The organism is Amycolatopsis sp. NPDC031561 (genome assembly GCF_055580625.1).
Map to the genome: position 1 here is coordinate 396622 of NZ_JBVILA010000004.1, position 14909 is coordinate 411530.

The 14909-nt window shown below is 70.2% G+C and carries 13 protein-coding genes; all 13 read left to right on the forward strand.

Annotated features, from left to right (window positions below):
• Nucleotides 1-161: 161 nt before the first annotated feature.
• The 13 genes from pyrR (at nucleotide 162) to ACZ5IK_RS13590 (ending at nucleotide 14856) form a co-directional block, all read left to right on the forward strand.
• Nucleotides 162-773 (forward strand): bifunctional pyr operon transcriptional regulator/uracil phosphoribosyltransferase PyrR, encoded by a 612-nt coding sequence (gene pyrR, locus ACZ5IK_RS13530; RefSeq protein ID WP_465487946.1) that lies wholly within the window; start codon nucleotides 162-164, stop codon nucleotides 771-773.
• Nucleotides 770-1702, forward strand: a complete 933-nt coding sequence (locus ACZ5IK_RS13535) for an aspartate carbamoyltransferase catalytic subunit (RefSeq protein WP_410662614.1) — start codon at nucleotides 770-772, stop codon at nucleotides 1700-1702. The genes pyrR and ACZ5IK_RS13535 overlap by 4 nt, the downstream gene beginning before the upstream one ends.
• A complete protein-coding gene (locus ACZ5IK_RS13540; RefSeq protein ID WP_465487947.1) occupies nucleotides 1699-3000 on the forward strand; it encodes a dihydroorotase in 1302 nt (433 codons plus the stop codon). Before ACZ5IK_RS13535 ends, ACZ5IK_RS13540 begins: the two co-directional genes overlap by 4 nt.
• Nucleotides 2997-3506 carry a PH-like domain-containing protein gene (locus tag ACZ5IK_RS13545; RefSeq protein WP_465487948.1) on the forward strand — a complete coding sequence of 170 codons (510 nt, stop codon included), beginning with the start codon at nucleotides 2997-2999 and terminating at the stop codon, nucleotides 3504-3506. Before ACZ5IK_RS13540 ends, ACZ5IK_RS13545 begins: the two co-directional genes overlap by 4 nt.
• On the forward strand, nucleotides 3506-4639 hold the full coding sequence (gene carA, locus ACZ5IK_RS13550) for a glutamine-hydrolyzing carbamoyl-phosphate synthase small subunit (RefSeq protein ID WP_101606738.1): 1134 nt from the start codon (nucleotides 3506-3508) through the stop codon (nucleotides 4637-4639). The genes ACZ5IK_RS13545 and carA overlap by 1 nt, the downstream gene beginning before the upstream one ends.
• Nucleotides 4639-7953, forward strand: coding sequence for a carbamoyl-phosphate synthase large subunit (gene carB, locus ACZ5IK_RS13555; protein ID WP_465487949.1), 3315 nt, complete (start codon nucleotides 4639-4641; stop codon nucleotides 7951-7953). The genes carA and carB overlap by 1 nt, the downstream gene beginning before the upstream one ends.
• Nucleotides 7950-8789 carry an orotidine-5'-phosphate decarboxylase gene (gene pyrF / locus ACZ5IK_RS13560; protein ID WP_465487950.1) on the forward strand — a complete coding sequence of 280 codons (840 nt, stop codon included), beginning with the start codon at nucleotides 7950-7952 and terminating at the stop codon, nucleotides 8787-8789. The genes carB and pyrF overlap by 4 nt, the downstream gene beginning before the upstream one ends.
• 107 nt (nucleotides 8790-8896) lie before the next feature.
• Nucleotides 8897-9214 carry an integration host factor, actinobacterial type gene (gene mihF / locus ACZ5IK_RS13565; protein WP_003096398.1) on the forward strand — a complete coding sequence of 106 codons (318 nt, stop codon included), beginning with the start codon at nucleotides 8897-8899 and terminating at the stop codon, nucleotides 9212-9214.
• Nucleotides 9211-9840: a guanylate kinase gene (gene gmk / locus ACZ5IK_RS13570; RefSeq protein WP_465487951.1), complete on the forward strand. Its 630-nt coding sequence runs from the start codon at nucleotides 9211-9213 to the stop codon at nucleotides 9838-9840. Before mihF ends, gmk begins: the two co-directional genes overlap by 4 nt.
• A gap of 24 nt (nucleotides 9841-9864) precedes the next feature.
• A complete protein-coding gene (gene rpoZ, locus ACZ5IK_RS13575) occupies nucleotides 9865-10134 on the forward strand; it encodes a DNA-directed RNA polymerase subunit omega (RefSeq protein WP_005152353.1) in 270 nt (89 codons plus the stop codon).
• Nucleotides 10127-11347, forward strand: a complete 1221-nt coding sequence (gene coaBC, locus ACZ5IK_RS13580) for a bifunctional phosphopantothenoylcysteine decarboxylase/phosphopantothenate--cysteine ligase CoaBC (RefSeq protein ID WP_465487952.1) — start codon at nucleotides 10127-10129, stop codon at nucleotides 11345-11347. The genes rpoZ and coaBC overlap by 8 nt, the downstream gene beginning before the upstream one ends.
• A 96-nt stretch (nucleotides 11348-11443) precedes the next feature.
• Nucleotides 11444-12646, forward strand: a complete 1203-nt coding sequence (metK, locus tag ACZ5IK_RS13585) for a methionine adenosyltransferase (protein WP_465488025.1) — start codon at nucleotides 11444-11446, stop codon at nucleotides 12644-12646.
• A 116-nt stretch (nucleotides 12647-12762) separates the two neighbouring features.
• The gene (locus ACZ5IK_RS13590) at nucleotides 12763-14856 is read left to right on the forward strand and encodes a primosomal protein N' (protein ID WP_465487953.1); all 2094 of its coding nucleotides are present in this window, start codon (nucleotides 12763-12765) and stop codon (nucleotides 14854-14856) included.
• Nucleotides 14857-14909 lie beyond the last annotated feature (53 nt).

A 14909-nucleotide genomic window follows, 5' to 3' on the forward strand; every position in this document is an offset into this window, starting at 1 on the left:
ACCAGGTCAAGCGGGTGCTTTCGAGAGGCGTTCGTCACCTGGGGCGCGCCACCCATAAGACTGAGGTCCCGCTCCTGCTAGTGTCGATCCGATTTCCTCGCCACGCAGGAAGTCGACGTCCTTTAAGGACCCGTCCAGAGAGGCGGGGAAGGAGGTCCGCCTTGTCGTCACGTCCCCGTGGCGCGGCGGAACCGGCGGGAGAGCGCGAGCTGCTCTCGTCCGGGGATGTCGCGCGCACGATCGCCCGAATGGCCCACCAGGTCATCGAGAAGACCGCTCTCGGTGCCGGTGACTCGACTCCGCCCGTGTTGCTGGGCATCCCCACCCGGGGTACCCCGCTCGCTCTGCGGCTCGCGGACAAGATCGCCGAGTTCTCCGGCATCCGTCCGCCGACCGGCGCGCTGGACATCACGCTCTACCGTGATGATCTCCGCCGCCGCCCGCCCCGCGCGCTCGAACATTCGCAGCTGCCGCCGACCGGTATCGACGACGCGGTGGTGATCCTGGTCGACGACGTGCTGTTCTCCGGCCGCACCATCCGCGCCGCCCTCGACGCCCTGCGCGACCACGGCCGCCCGCGCGCGGTCCAGCTGGCCGTGCTGGTCGACCGCGGCCATCGCGAACTGCCGATCCGCGCCGACTACGTGGGCAAGAACGTGCCCACCTCGCGTGCCGAGGGGATCGAGGTCCTGCTGTCCGAAGTGGACGGACGGGACTCGGTTCTGCTCCGGTCGTTGAATGAGAGCGCTTCACCAGAAGGAGACCGATCGTGAAGCACCTGCTCGCCACCGACGGGCTCGACCCGGCGCTCGCGACAGCCGTGCTGGACACCGCCGAAGAGCTCAAGCACACCCTGCTGGGCCGCGAGGTCCGGAAACTGCCGACGTTGCGCGGCCGCACCGTCATCACGTTGTTCTACGAGAACTCGACCCGCACCCGCGTCTCGTTCGAGATCGCGGGGAAGTGGATGAGCGCCGACGTGATCAACGTCTCCGCGTCCAGTTCCTCGGTCAACAAGGGCGAATCGCTGCGGGACACCGCGCTGACGCTGGCCGCGGCGGGCGCCGACTGCGTGATCATCCGGCACCCCGCATCCGGTGCGGCACAGCGGCTTTCGGGCTGGCTCGCCGAAGCGGGGACGGCGGTCGTCAACGCGGGGGACGGCACCCACGAGCATCCGACGCAGGCGCTGCTCGACGCGGCGACCTTGCGGGAGCGGCTCGGCTCGCTGGAGGGCCGCCGGATCGCGATCGTCGGCGACGTCCTGCACAGCCGGGTCGCGCGGTCGAACATCCACCTGCTGTCCTCGCTGGGCGCCGAAGTGGTGCTCGTCGCGCCGCCGACGCTGCTGCCCGCCGGGGTGGAAAGCCTCCCGGTCACGGTGTCGCACGAACTCGACGCCGAACTGCCCGCGGTCGACGCGGTCATGATGCTGCGAGTGCAGGCCGAGCGCATGCACGGGGGCTTCTTCCCCTCGGCGCGCGAGTACTCGATCGCGTACGGCCTCAACGAACGGCGGATGAAGCTGCTGCCCGAGCACGCCGTCGTCCTGCACCCCGGCCCGATGCTGCGCGGAATGGAGATCGCCTCGGCGGTCGCCGACTCCCCGGCCTCGGCCATCACCGAACAGGTCCGCAACGGCGTCCACGTACGCATGGCGGTCCTCTACCACCTGCTCGCCAGCGAAGGAGCCGCCGCGTGACCACCGTCCTGATCAAGGGCGCCCGACCCTACGGCGAGGGCGACCCGGTCGACGTACTCGTCGAGGGCGGCGTGATCACCGACATCGGTGCGCTCGACGTCCCCGAAGACACCTCAGACGCCGAAGTGATCGACGCGGGCGGCCAGGTGCTGCTCCCCGGTTTCGTCGACCTGCACACCCACCTGCGTGAACCCGGCCGCGAGGACACCGAGACCATCGCGACCGGTTCGGCCGCGGCCGCGCTCGGCGGCTACACCGCCGTGTTCGCCATGGCCAACACCGACCCGGTGGCCGACAACGCGGTGATCGTCGACCACGTGTGGCGGCGCGGCCAGGAGGCCGGGCTGGTCGACGTGCACCCGGTCGGCGCGGTCACTGTGGGCCTCAAGGGCGAGAAGCTCGCCGAACTGGGCACCATGGCGAAGTCCGAGGCCCGGGTGAAGGTCTTCTCCGACGACGGCCTCTGCGTCGCGGACCCGCTGCTGATGCGCCGCGCGCTGGAGTACTCGACGGCGCTCGGCGTCGTCATCGCGCAGCACGCCGAGGAGCCCCGGCTGACCGTCGGCGCGCAAGCGCACGAAGGCGAGAACTCCGCGCGCCTGGGCTACACCGGCTGGCCCGCTTCGGCGGAGGAGTCGATCGTCGCCCGCGACTGCCTGCTCGCGCGGCACGCGAACGCGCGGCTGCACGTTTGCCACGTCTCGACCTCGGGCACGGCCGACATCCTGAAGTGGGCCAAGGAGCGCGGTACCAAGGTCTCCGCCGAGGTCACCCCGCACCACCTCCTGCTGACCGACGAGCGGCTCGCCACCTACGACCCGGTCAACAAGGTCAACCCGCCGCTGCGCACCGGGTCCGACGCCGAGAAGTTGCGCGCCGCGCTGGCCGAGGGCGTCATCGACTGCGTCGCCACCGACCACGCGCCGCACGCGGTCCAGGACAAGGACTGCGAGTGGAACTCCGCGCGCCCCGGCATGCTCGGTCTCCAGACCGCGCTGTCGATCGTGGTCGAGACCATGGTCCGCACCGGCCTGCTGGACTGGCGGGGCGTCGCGCGCGTGATGAGCGAGCGGCCCGCCGAGATCGGGAACCTGTCCGACCACGGCCGTCCGATCGAGGTCGGCGAACCGGCCAACCTGACACTGGTGGACCCGGACACCGAATGGACCGTGCGGGGCGCCGAGTTCGCGAGCATCGCGGCGAACACCCCGTACGAAGGAATGCGGCTCCCCGGCGTGGTGACGGCGACGTTGCTGCGCGGGCGGATCACCGCGCGGGAAGGGAAGATCACCCCATGAGCGACCGGATCCTGCTGACCCTGGCGGTCTTCGCCTTCTTCCTCGTCTGCGTCCTCCTGATGTGGCGCGGCTGGCGGCGGAAGTCCCGCGCGCAGAGCGTCCAGGTGCCGCCGTTCGCCGAGATCCCGGCGGAGCCCGGCGACGCGCTGATCGAGTCGACCGGCGTCTACATCAGCACGACGACGGCGGGGCACTGGCAAGAGCGGGTCGTCACCCGCGGCGCGGGCCTGCGCACCGGCGCGGTCTGGCGCCTGCACGCCGATGGCATCGCCATCGAACGCGGCGGCGCCCCGGACTTCTGGATCCCGCGTGCCTCCGTCACCGGCGTCCGCAAGGACAAGGGGATGGCCGGGAAGGTGATGGGCATCGACTCGCTGCTCGTCGTCACCTGGCTCGCCGGTGACGTCGAACTGGACACCGGATTCCGCGGCGACGACGTCGACGACTATCCACAGTGGATCGAAGCTTTGCAAGACACTCGCAACGACATCAAGGGAGGTGCCTGATGAGCACCACGAACGGTTCCAGGACCCCCGCCGCGCTGGTCCTGGAGGACGGCCGCGTGTTCCGCGGCTCCGCGTACGGCGCCCGTGGGCGGAGCTTGGGCGAGGCGGTGTTCTGCACCGGCATGACCGGCTACCAGGAGACGCTGACCGACCCCTCCTACCACCGGCAGATCGTGGTCCAGACCGCGCCGCAGATCGGCAACACCGGCTGGAACGACGAGGACGACGAGTCCTCGCGCATCTGGGTTTCCGGCTACGTCGTCCGCGACCCCGCGCGCACCCCGTCCAACTGGCGCTCGAAGCGCACGCTGGACGAGGAACTGGAGCGCCAGGGCGTCGTCGGGATCTCCGAAGTGGACACCCGCACGCTGACCAGGCACCTGCGCGAGCAGGGCGCCATGCGGTCCGGCGTCTTCTCGGGTGACGCGCTGGGCAGCGACGAGCAGATGCTCGCCGAGGTGCAGGGCAGCCCGCAGATGAAGGGCGCCGACCTCGCCGGCGAGGTCAGCACCAAGCAGGCGTACGTGGTCGAGGCGCAGGGCGAGCGGAAGTTCCGCGTGGCCGCGCTGGACCTGGGCATCAAGTCCAACACCCCGCGCATGATGGCCGCGCGCGGCATCGAGGTGCACGTGCTGCCCTCGTCGTCCACTGTGGACGAACTGCTCGCGGTCGAGGCGGACGGCGTGTTCCTGTCCAACGGCCCGGGCGACCCGGCGACCACCGCGCACGCGACCGAGCTGACGAAAGCGGTGCTGCAGCGGGAAATCCCGCTGTTCGGCATCTGCTTCGGCAACCAGATCCTCGGCCGCGCGCTGGGGCTGGGCACCTACAAGATGCGCTACGGCCACCGCGGGATCAACATCCCGGTGATCGACGTGGCGACGAAACGGGTCGCGATCACCGCGCAGAACCACGGTTTCGCCCTCGAAGGCGAGCCGGGCCAGCGGTTCGAGACGCCGTTCGGCGCCGCGCAGATCTCGCACTACTGCCCGAACGACGACACCGTCGAAGGTGTCCGCGCGTTCGACGTCCCCGCGTTCTCGGTGCAGTACCACCCCGAGGCCGCCGCCGGCCCGCACGACGCGGCCCCCCTGTTCGATGAGTTCGTCGCTTTGATGGAGAAGGCCAAGTAATGCCGAAGAGGACAGACATCCAGCACGTGCTGGTGATCGGCTCCGGGCCGATCGTGATCGGCCAGGCGGCGGAGTTCGACTACTCCGGCACCCAGGCATGCCGCGTACTCCGCGAAGAGGGACTGCGCGTCTCGCTGGTGAACTCGAACCCGGCGACCATCATGACCGACCCCGAGTTCGCCGACGCGACCTACATCGAGCCGGTCACGCCGGACTTCGTCGAGAAGGTCATCGCCGAGGAGCGCCCCGACGCGATCCTCGCGACGCTGGGCGGGCAGACGGCGCTGAACTGCGCTGTCGCCCTGCACGACCGCGGTGTCCTGGAGAAGTACGGCGTCGAGCTGATCGGCGCCGACATCGACGCCATCCAGCGCGGCGAGGACCGGCAGAAGTTCAAGAACATCGTCGCCGACATCGGCGCCGAGACCCCGCGCAGCCGCGTCTGCACCACGATGGACGAGGTCCGCGCGACCGTCGCCGAGGTCGGCCTCCCGGTCGTCATCCGGCCGTCGTTCACCATGGGCGGGCTCGGCTCGGGCATGGCGCACACCGACGAGGAGCTGGAGCGGCTCGCTTCCACCGGCCTCGACGAGTCGCCGGTCACCGAGGTGCTCATCGAGGAGAGCGTCCTCGGCTGGAAGGAGTTCGAACTCGAGCTCATGCGCGACCGGCACGACAACGTGGTGGTCGTCTGCTCGATCGAGAACATCGACGCGATGGGCGTGCACACCGGCGACTCGGTCACCGTCGCGCCCGCGATGACCCTGACCGACCGCGAGTACCAGCACATGCGCGACGTCGGCATCGACGTGCTGCGCGCGGTCGGCGTCGACACCGGCGGCTGCAACATCCAGTTCGCGATCAACCCGGCCGACGGCCGCATGGTCGTCATCGAGATGAACCCGCGGGTCTCCCGGTCGAGCGCGCTGGCGTCGAAGGCGACCGGCTTCCCGATCGCCAAGATCGCCGCGAAGCTCGCCATCGGCTATACCCTCGACGAGATCCGCAACGACATCACCGGCGAGACCCCGGCGGCCTTCGAGCCGACGCTGGACTACGTCGTGGTGAAGGTGCCGCGGTTCGCCTTCGAGAAGTTCCCCGGCGCGGACCCCACGCTGACCACGACGATGAAGAGCGTCGGCGAGGCGATGTCGTTCGGCCGCAGCTTCCCCGAGGCGCTCGGCAAGGCCCTGCGGTCCATCGACACCAAGGCCACCGGTTTCTGGACCCGCCCCGATCCCGAAGGCGCGACGCTGGAGTCCATTTTGGACGCTCTGCGCACGCCGCACGACGGCCGGATCTACGAGGTCGAGCGGGCGCTGCGGTTCGGCGGCACCGTCGAGCAGATCCACGAGGCTTCGGGCATCGACCCGTGGTTCATCGACCAGATCGCCCTCATCGGCGAGGTCGGTTCCGAGGTCCGTGACGCCCAGGTGCTCGACGAGCCGCTGCTGCGCCGCGCCAAGCGCACCGGCCTTTCCGACCGCCAGATCGCCTCGCTGCGGCCGGAACTGGCGGGCGAGGACGGCGTCCGCGCGCTGCGCCGCCGTCTCGGCGTGCGGCCGGTGTACAAGACCGTCGACACCTGCGCGGCCGAGTTCGCGGCCAAGACGCCGTACCACTACTCGGCCTACGAGACCGATCCCGCGGCGCAGTCGGAGATCACCGCGCAGACCGAGAAGCCGAAGGTCCTGATCCTCGGTTCCGGGCCCAACCGCATCGGGCAGGGCATCGAGTTCGACTACTCGTGCGTGCACGCCGCGATCGCCCTGCGCGAGGCCGGTTTCGAAGCGGTCATGGTCAACTGCAACCCCGAGACCGTCTCCACCGACTACGACACCTCGGACAGGCTCTACTTCGAGCCGCTGTCGTTCGAGGACGTCCTGGAAGTGGTCAACGCCGAGCAGGAGTCGGGCACCGTCGCCGGGGTCATCGTGCAGCTGGGCGGCCAGACGCCGCTTTCGCTCGCGAAGCGCCTCGCCGACGCCGGCGTGCCCGTGATCGGCACCTCCCCGGACGCGATCCACCTCGCCGAGGACCGCGGCGCGTTCGGCGAGGTCCTCACCGACGCCGGGCTGCCCGCGCCGAAGTACGGCACGGCGACCTCGTTCGAGGGCGCCAAGCGGATCGCCGACAAGATCGGCTACCCGGTCCTGGTGCGGCCGTCCTACGTCCTGGGCGGGCGCGGCATGGAGATCGTCTACGACGAGGAGTCGCTCGCCGGCTACATCCACCGCGCCACCGAGGTCACCCCCGAGCACCCGGTGCTGGTGGACCGCTTCCTCGACGACGCCATCGAGATCGACGTCGACGCGCTGTTCGACGGCGACGACCTCTTCCTCGGCGGCGTCATGGAGCACATCGAGGAGGCCGGGATCCACTCCGGCGACTCCTCCTGCGCGCTGCCGCCGATCACGCTGGGCCGGACCGACATCGAGACGGTGCGCCGCTCGACCGAGGCCATCGCGCGCGGCGTCGGCGTCCGTGGGCTCCTGAACGTCCAGTACGCGCTCAAGGACGACGTCCTGTACGTCCTGGAGGCCAACCCGCGCGCCTCGCGGACGGTGCCGTTCGTGTCGAAGGCGACCGCGGTGCCGCTGGCCAAGGCCGCGGCGCTGATCATGACCGGCTCGTCGATCAAGGACCTGCGCGAGTCCGGCGTCCTCCCGGCCGAGGGTGACGGGGGCCACATGCCCGCCGATTCGCCGGTCGCGGTCAAGGAGGCGGTCCTGCCGTTCCACCGCTTCCGCACCCCCGAGGGCCACGGTGTCGACTCGCTGCTCGGCCCGGAGATGAAGTCCACCGGCGAGGTCATGGGCGTCGACGTCTCCTTCGGCAAGGCGTTCGCCAAGTCCCAGGCCGGGGCCTACGGTTCGCTGCCGACGTCGGGCAAGGTGTTCGTCTCCGTCGCCAACCGCGACAAGCGCTCGCTGGTGTTCCCGGTGAAGCGGCTGGCGGACCTCGGGTTCGAGATCCTCGCCACCTCGGGTACGGCGGAAGTGTTGCGGCGCAACGGAATCGCCTGCACCGTCGTGCGCAAGCACTACGAAGGTTCCGCCGAAGGCGAGCAGAACGTCGTGGACGTCATCCTCAGCGGCGAAGTGCAGATGGTGATCAACACTCCTTACGGGAACAGTGGTCCGCGCATCGACGGCTACGAAATCCGTACCGCGGCGGTGTCGCGGGACATCCCCTGCATCACCACGGTGCAGGGCGCCGCGGCGGCCGTGCACGGGATAGAGGCCGTCATCAAGGGCGACATCGGCGTCCGCTCGCTGCAGAGCCTTCAGGCGGCACTGAAGGCCAAGGCATGAGCGAGCGGTTCGGGGCGAGGCTGGCGCGGGCGGTCGCGGAGAAGGGGCCGCTCTGCGCCGGGATCGACCCCCATCCCGGGTTGCTCCAGGCGTGGGGTCTTCCCGCGGACGCGGGCGGTCTGGAGAAGTTCGCCCTCACGGCCGCTGAGACGATCGCGCCCGAGGTCGCGGTGATCAAGCCCCAGTCGGCCTTTTTCGAGGCCTACGGGCCTCCTGGGGTCGCTGTTCTGGCCAAGACGATGAAGAGCTGCCGGGAAGCGGGCGCGCTCGTCCTGCTGGACGTCAAGCGCGGCGACATCGGTTCCACGATGGCGGCGTACACGGCGGCCTTCCTGCCGTCCGGGGCGGAACTCGAGGCCGACGCCATAACGGTTTCCCCATACCTCGGCTTCGGCTCGCTGGCCCCCGCGATCGACGTTGCGCAGGCGCAAGGCAAGGGGCTGTTCGTCCTCGCGCGGACCTCCAACCCGGAGGCGCAGGGACTGCAGAACGCCTTGCTGCCCAACGGAAAGACCGTCGCGCAGGACATCGTCGACACGGCGGCCGCGCACAACGCCGGTGTCGGGCCGTTGGGTGACATCGGTGTCGTCGTCGGCGCCACCATCGCGCCGGGAGAGCTCGATCTGAGCGAGTTGAACGGTCCCGTGCTGGCACCCGGTTTCGGGGCTCAGGGGGCCACTCCGGCCGATCTGCGGGCACTTTTCGGCCCCGGACTGCCGGGTGTGCTCCCCGCGTCGTCCCGCGACGTCCTCAAGCACGGGCCGGATCCCGAAGCGTTGCGTGCGGCCGTTCGGAGGACACGGGATTCCCTCGGTTCCCTGGAAAACGGCCAATAGCAGGCCCGGGAATCCGTCATGACCAGCCACCCCCGCATTGTGGGCCGAGGTAACGGGTGGGTACCGTCGCCACACCCACCCAGATTTGAGAACTACCGGAGGAAAACGTGGCACTTCCCCAGCTGACAGAGGAACAGCGCGCTGCGGCGCTGGAGAAGGCCGCCGCCGCCCGCCGCATCCGTGCTGAGCTGAAGGAGCGGCTGAAGCGGGGCGGTACCACTCTGGTCGACGTGTTGAAGCAGGCCGAGGAGAACGAAGTCCTCGGCAAGATGAAGGTCTCGGCTCTGCTCGAGGCTCTTCCGGGCGTCGGCAAGGTCCGTGCCCAGCAGACCATGGAACGACTGGAGATCGCACCCAGCCGTCGTCTTCGCGGCCTCGGCGACCGGCAGCGCAAGGCGCTGCTGGCCGAATTCAGCGGCGAGTGAGCGGCACCGGTCAGGACCACCCGGTGATCCCGGGCGCTGACCGCGGCGGTGAGCCGGTGGCGGGAGTTTCTTCCCGGCACCGGCTCACGGTCGTATCAGGGCCTTCGGGGGTCGGGAAGTCGAGCGTGGCGGGGGAGCTGCGCAAGCTGGATCCGGAGATCTATTTCAGCGTCTCGGTGACCACAAGGAAGCCGAGGCCGGGTGAGGTGGACGGCGAGCACTACCACTTCATCGACCGCGCCGAGTTCGACCGCATGGTCGCCGCGGGCGAACTGCTGGAGCACGCCGAGTTCACCGGCAACTGCTACGGCACCCCGCGTGAGCCCGTCGAGCGGGCTTTGGCCGCCGGGCGCAACGCCGTGCTGGAGATCGAACTCCAGGGCGCGCGGCAGGTCCGCAAGGCGATGCCGGAGGCGCGGCTGGTGATGCTGATGCCGCCGTCGTGGGACGAACTGGTCGGCAGGCTGACCGGCCGCGGCACCGAGAACGAGGCCGCGGTGAAGGCCAGGCTGGCCGAGGCCGAGCGCGAACTCGCCGCCGCCGGGGAGTTCGACGAGCGCGTCGTCAACGCCGACGTGCGAGACGCCGCCGAGCAGTTGCTAAACTTGATAACCGGCGACATCTAAACCCGAAGATTCGGAGCACCACGAGTGACGACTCAGGCCACGCTGCACGAAGAGCTCGAAGGCATCACCAACCCGCCCATCGACGACCTCCTCGAGAAGGTCAGCTCGAAGTACGCGCTGGTGATCTACTCGGCCAAGCGCGCTCGCCAGATCAACGACTACTACGCCCAGCTGGGCGAGGGCCTGCTGGAGTACGTCGGCCCGCTGGTCGAGCCGGGCCCGCGCGAGAAGCCGCTGTCCATCGCCCTGCGCGAGATCCACGGCGGCCTGCTCGAGCACACCGAGGGTGAGTAAACCCAAGGTCGTTCTGGGCGTGGGCGGCGGGATCGCCGCCTACAAGGCCTGTGAGGTCCTGCGCGGACTGACCGAATCCGGTCACGACGTCCGCGTGGTCCCCACCGAAGCCGCGCTGAACTTCGTCGGCGCGGCCACCTTCGAGGCACTGTCCGGGAACCCGGTGCACACCGGCGTCTTCACCGAAGTGCCCGAGGTCCAGCACGTCCGCGTCGGCAAGGAAGCCGATCTGGTGATCGTCGTGCCCGCCACGGCGAACCTGCTCGCCAAGGCCGCGCACGGCATCGCGGACGACCTGCTGACGAACACCCTGCTCACCGCCCGGTGCCCGGTCGCCTTCTTCCCGGCGATGCACACCGAGATGTGGGAGCACCCGGCCACCCGCGACAACGTGGCGCTGCTGCGCTCGCGCGGCCTGGTCGTCGCCGAACCCGCCGCGGGCAGGCTCACCGGCAAGGACACCGGCAAGGGACGGCTCGCCGACCCGGCCGAGATCGTCGACCTCGCCCGGCTCCTGCTCGCCGTGCCGGACGCCCTCCCGCGCGACCTCGAAGGCGTGCGCGTGGCGATTTCCGCTGGCGGCACCCGCGAGCCGCTCGACCCGGTCCGCTATCTGGGCAACCGCTCGTCGGGCAAACAGGGCTACGCGCTGGCCCGCGTCGCCGCCCAGCGCGGCGCCGAGGTCACCCTGGTCACCGCGCACACCATCGCGCTGCCGGATCCGGCGGGCGCGAAGGTCGTCCACGTGTCCACCGCCGAGGAACTGCGCCAGGCGATGCACGCCGAGGCCGCGTCCGCCGACGTCGTCGTGATGGCCGCCGCCGTCGCCGACTTCCGGCCGTCGAACCGGGCCGAACACAAGATCAAGAAGTCCGACGACTCGCCGGACCCGGTCGTCGAGCTGGCCCGGAACGCGGACATCCTGGCCGAGCTGGTGCGCAACCGGATCGACGGCCAGCTGGTCGTGGGATTCGCCGCGGAAACCGGCGACGACAAGGGCGGCGTCCTCGACCACGCCCGGGTCAAACTGAAGCGCAAGGGCGCGGACCTGCTGGTGGTGAACGCCGTCGGCGAGGGAAAGGCGTTCGGGACCGAGGACAATTCGGGCTGGCTGCTCGGGGCGGACGGGACCGAGATCCCGATCCCGCTCGGTGCCAAGGCCGAGCTGGCGTCCACATTGTGGGACGCTGTTGTGACCTTGATGAAGCGTTGAGAGGCCTTTCACCGATAGTCAGTAGGCTTGAGCATCAAGCTGGGGGTGCCTAACTTTGTGGGCACCAGACGTCTAGGTGAGGGAGTGACGGCCACCGTGACCGCGTCCACGAGCAGACTGTTCACATCGGAATCGGTGACTGAGGGTCATCCCGACAAAATCTGTGATGCCATCAGCGATTCGATCTTGGACGGCTTGCTGGCCAAGGACCCGCGCAGCCGGGTGGCGGTCGAAACGCTCATCACCACCGGGCAGGTGCACGTCGCCGGAGAGGTGACCACCGAGGCCTACGCGGACATCCCGACCATCGTCCGCGACGTGATCCTGAAGATCGGCTACGACTCTTCGGCCAAGGGCTTCGACGGCAACTCGTGCGGCGTCAACGTCGCGATCGGCTCGCAGTCGCCCGACATCGCGCAGGGCGTCGACACCGCGTACGAGTCCCGCGTCGAGTCCGACGAGGACGAGATCAACCGCCAGGGCGCCGGCGACCAGGGCCTGATGTTCGGTTACGCCTGCTCGGACACCCCCGAGCTGATGCCGCTGCCGATCGCGCTGGCGCACCGGCTCTCGCAGCGGCTGACCCGGGTCCGCAAGGACGGCGTGCTCCCGTACCTGCGCCCGGACGGCAAGACCCAGGTCACCATCGAGTACGCCGGCGACCAGCCGGTGCGGCTCGACACGGTGGTCGTGTCCACCCAGCACGCGGACGGCATCGACCTGGAGCAGATGCTCGGCGTCGACGTCCGCGAGCACGTGGTCGCCCCGGAACTCGCCGACCTCGGTCTCGACACCTCCAACGTGCGGCTGCTGGTCAACCCGACCGGCCGGTTCGTCATCGGCGGCCCGATGGGTGACGCGGGCCTGACCGGCCGCAAGATCATCGTCGACACCTACGGCGGCATGGCCCGTCACGGTGGCGGCGCGTTCTCCGGCAAGGACCCGTCCAAGGTCGACCGCTCGGCCGCGTACGCGATGCGCTGGGTGGCGAAGAACGTCATCGCCGCCGGTCTCGCCACGCGCGCCGAGGTCCAGGTCGCGTACGCGATCGGCAAGGCCGCCCCGGTGGGCCTCTTCGTCGAGACGTTCGGCACCGAGACGGTCGACCCGTCGAAGATCCAGAGCGCCATCACGGAGGTCTTCGACCTTCGTCCGGCCGCGATCATCCGCGACCTCGACCTGCTTCGCCCGATCTACGCGCCGACGGCCGCGTACGGCCACTTCGGCCGTCCCGAGCTGGGTCTCCCGTGGGAGAGCACGGCGCGGGCCGCGGACCTGAAGTCGGCCGCGGGCGCCTGATCGCTTCGGTTCAGTAGTGCTATGAAAGTCCCCTTCACTGCGAATTTTGCAATGAAGGGGACTTTCATTGCACGCGGTGACAGGGCGCGGCGAGCGAGTCTGGTAGAGATCACCGGGTGAGCAGCAGTTCCGAACCGACCCCCCTGTGGGACCTTCCGGAGCCTCCGAAGGCCGAGCCGGCGCGGAAGGCCAAACCGTCCCGCGCGAAAGCCGCCAGCCGCCGCGGAGCGCAGAACCCCGCGCCCGAGAACCCGGTCGCGCGGATCGTCGTGGACATCCCGCTCACGCATCTCGACCGGACCTTCGACTACCGGATCCCCGAGAAGCTGCACGAAACCGCCGTGCCCGGCTGCCGGGTGCGCGTCCGGTTCGCGGGCCAGCTCGTCGACGGGTATCTCGTCGAGCGCGCGGACACGACGGAGTTCACCGGCAAGCTGGCGTACATCGACAGGGTGACGTCCAGCGAGGCCGTTCTGCCCCCGGCGTTGCACACGCTCTGCCGGTCGGTCGCGGACCGGTACGGCGGCACGCTCAGCGACGTCCTGCGGCTGGCTATCCCGTCGAGGCATGCGAAAGTCGAGGGCGAGCCGCCCGCCGAGCCCGCGCCGACGCCGGAGGCGCCCGAAACCACCGCCTGGGAGAAGTACCAGAGCGGTCCGGCGTTCCTGGAGGCCGTCGCGGAACGGCGTCCGGCCAACGCCGTCTGGCAGGCATTGCCAGGGGAGGACTGGCCGCGACGGCTCGCCGAAGCCGCCGCGGTGGCCGCCGCGGCCGGACGCGGTGTCGTGATGGTCGTCCCCGACCACCGTGACCTCACACGGCTGCACGACGCCTGTTCCCAGCTGATGGGAGCCGATTCCGTGGTCGCGCTGATCGCCGGGCTGGGCCCCGCCGAGCGGTACCGCCGCTGGCTCGCGGTGCTGCGCGGCGCGGTGCGCGTCGTCGTCGGCACCCGCGCGGCGATGTTCGCGCCGGTCGCCGATCCCGGCCTGTTCGTGGTGTGGGACGACGGTGACGACGTCCACCTCGACCAGCACGCGCCGTATCCGCACGTCCGCGACGTGCTGATGGACCGCGCGCACGCCGCGAAGGGGTCCATGCTCGTCGCCGGTTTCGCGCGTACCGCGGAGGCGCAGTTCCTGGTGGAGTCGGGCTGGGCGCAGCCGCTCTTGGCGGCTCGTCCCGAACTGAGGGCGGCCGCGCCGCGGGTCACGCCGGTCGGCGAGGACTTCGACGTCGCCCGGGACGAAGCGGCGAAGGCGGCACGGCTCCCGTCGGTCGCTTTCGAGGCGGCGCGGCAGTCGTTGGCGGGCGGATTCCCCGTCCTGGTCCAGGTTCCGCGCCGCGGGTACGTTCCGGGGCTCGCCTGCGGCAACTGCCGGACGTCCGCGCACTGCCGTCGCTGCGCGGGCCCGCTTTCCTTGCCGGGCGGGCTGATCGACGGCGCGCCGAGGCCGCCCGCCTGCCGGTGGTGCGGTGTCCCCGAGACGAACTTCCATTGCGCCGCTTGCGGTTCCGTCCGCCTGCGGGCGGTCGTCGTCGGCTCCAAGCGCACCGCGGAGGAACTGGGCCGCGCGTTCTCCGGATTCCCGGTGCGGACCTCGGGCGCGACCGAGGTTTTGGCTTCGGTGCCCGGAAAACCGGCGCTGATCGTGTGCACGCCCGGGGCCGAGCCGGTCGCGGAAGGCGGTTACGGCGCGGCGCTGCTGCTGGACGGCTGGGCGTTGCTGGGGCGGCAGGATCTGCGCGCGGGGGAGGAGACCCTGCGCCGCTGGATGGCGGCCGCGGCCTTGGTGCGGCCGGGGACCGAAGGCGGTCGCGTGTTCGTCGGCGTGGAAGCGGGTCTCTCGGTCGTGCAGGCGCTGGTGCGCTGGGACCCGGGCTGGCACGCGAGCCTGGAACTGGCCGAGCGGCGCGAACTCGGCTTCCCGCCCGCGATGCGGATGGCGAGTATCGAAGGCACCCCGGACGCGGTCGCCGGGCTGCTCGACGACCTCCCCCTGCCGGAGACGGGCGAAGTGCTGGGCCCGGTGCCGCTCGGCGAAGTCGACGAGGACGGGAACGCCGAACGTGAGCGGGCCCTGGTCCGCGTCGCGCGTCCGGACGGGAAGGCGCTCGCCGCCGCCGTCCACGCCGCCGCCGCGCGACGGGACGCGCGCAAGGCCCCGGAACCCATCCGGATCCAGCTCGACCCGCTCGAGCTCATCTAGCTCTCCATCCGCCCGCGTTTCGTCCTCTAGTTGCGGTAGTTCGACGCTGAACT

Excerpts from the sequence above, each read along its gene's own strand:
- ACZ5IK_RS13545 (WP_465487948.1), top strand. The coding sequence starts at position 2,997 with ATGAGCGACCGGATCCTGCTGACCCTGGCGGTCTTCGCCTTCTTCCTC.
- carA (WP_101606738.1), top strand. The coding sequence starts at position 3,506 with ATGAGCACCACGAACGGTTCCAGGACCCCCGCCGCGCTGGTCCTGGAG.
- pyrF (WP_465487950.1), top strand. The coding sequence starts at position 7,950 with ATGAGCGAGCGGTTCGGGGCGAGGCTGGCGCGGGCGGTCGCGGAGAAG.
- carB (WP_465487949.1), top strand. The coding sequence starts at position 4,639 with ATGCCGAAGAGGACAGACATCCAGCACGTGCTGGTGATCGGCTCCGGG.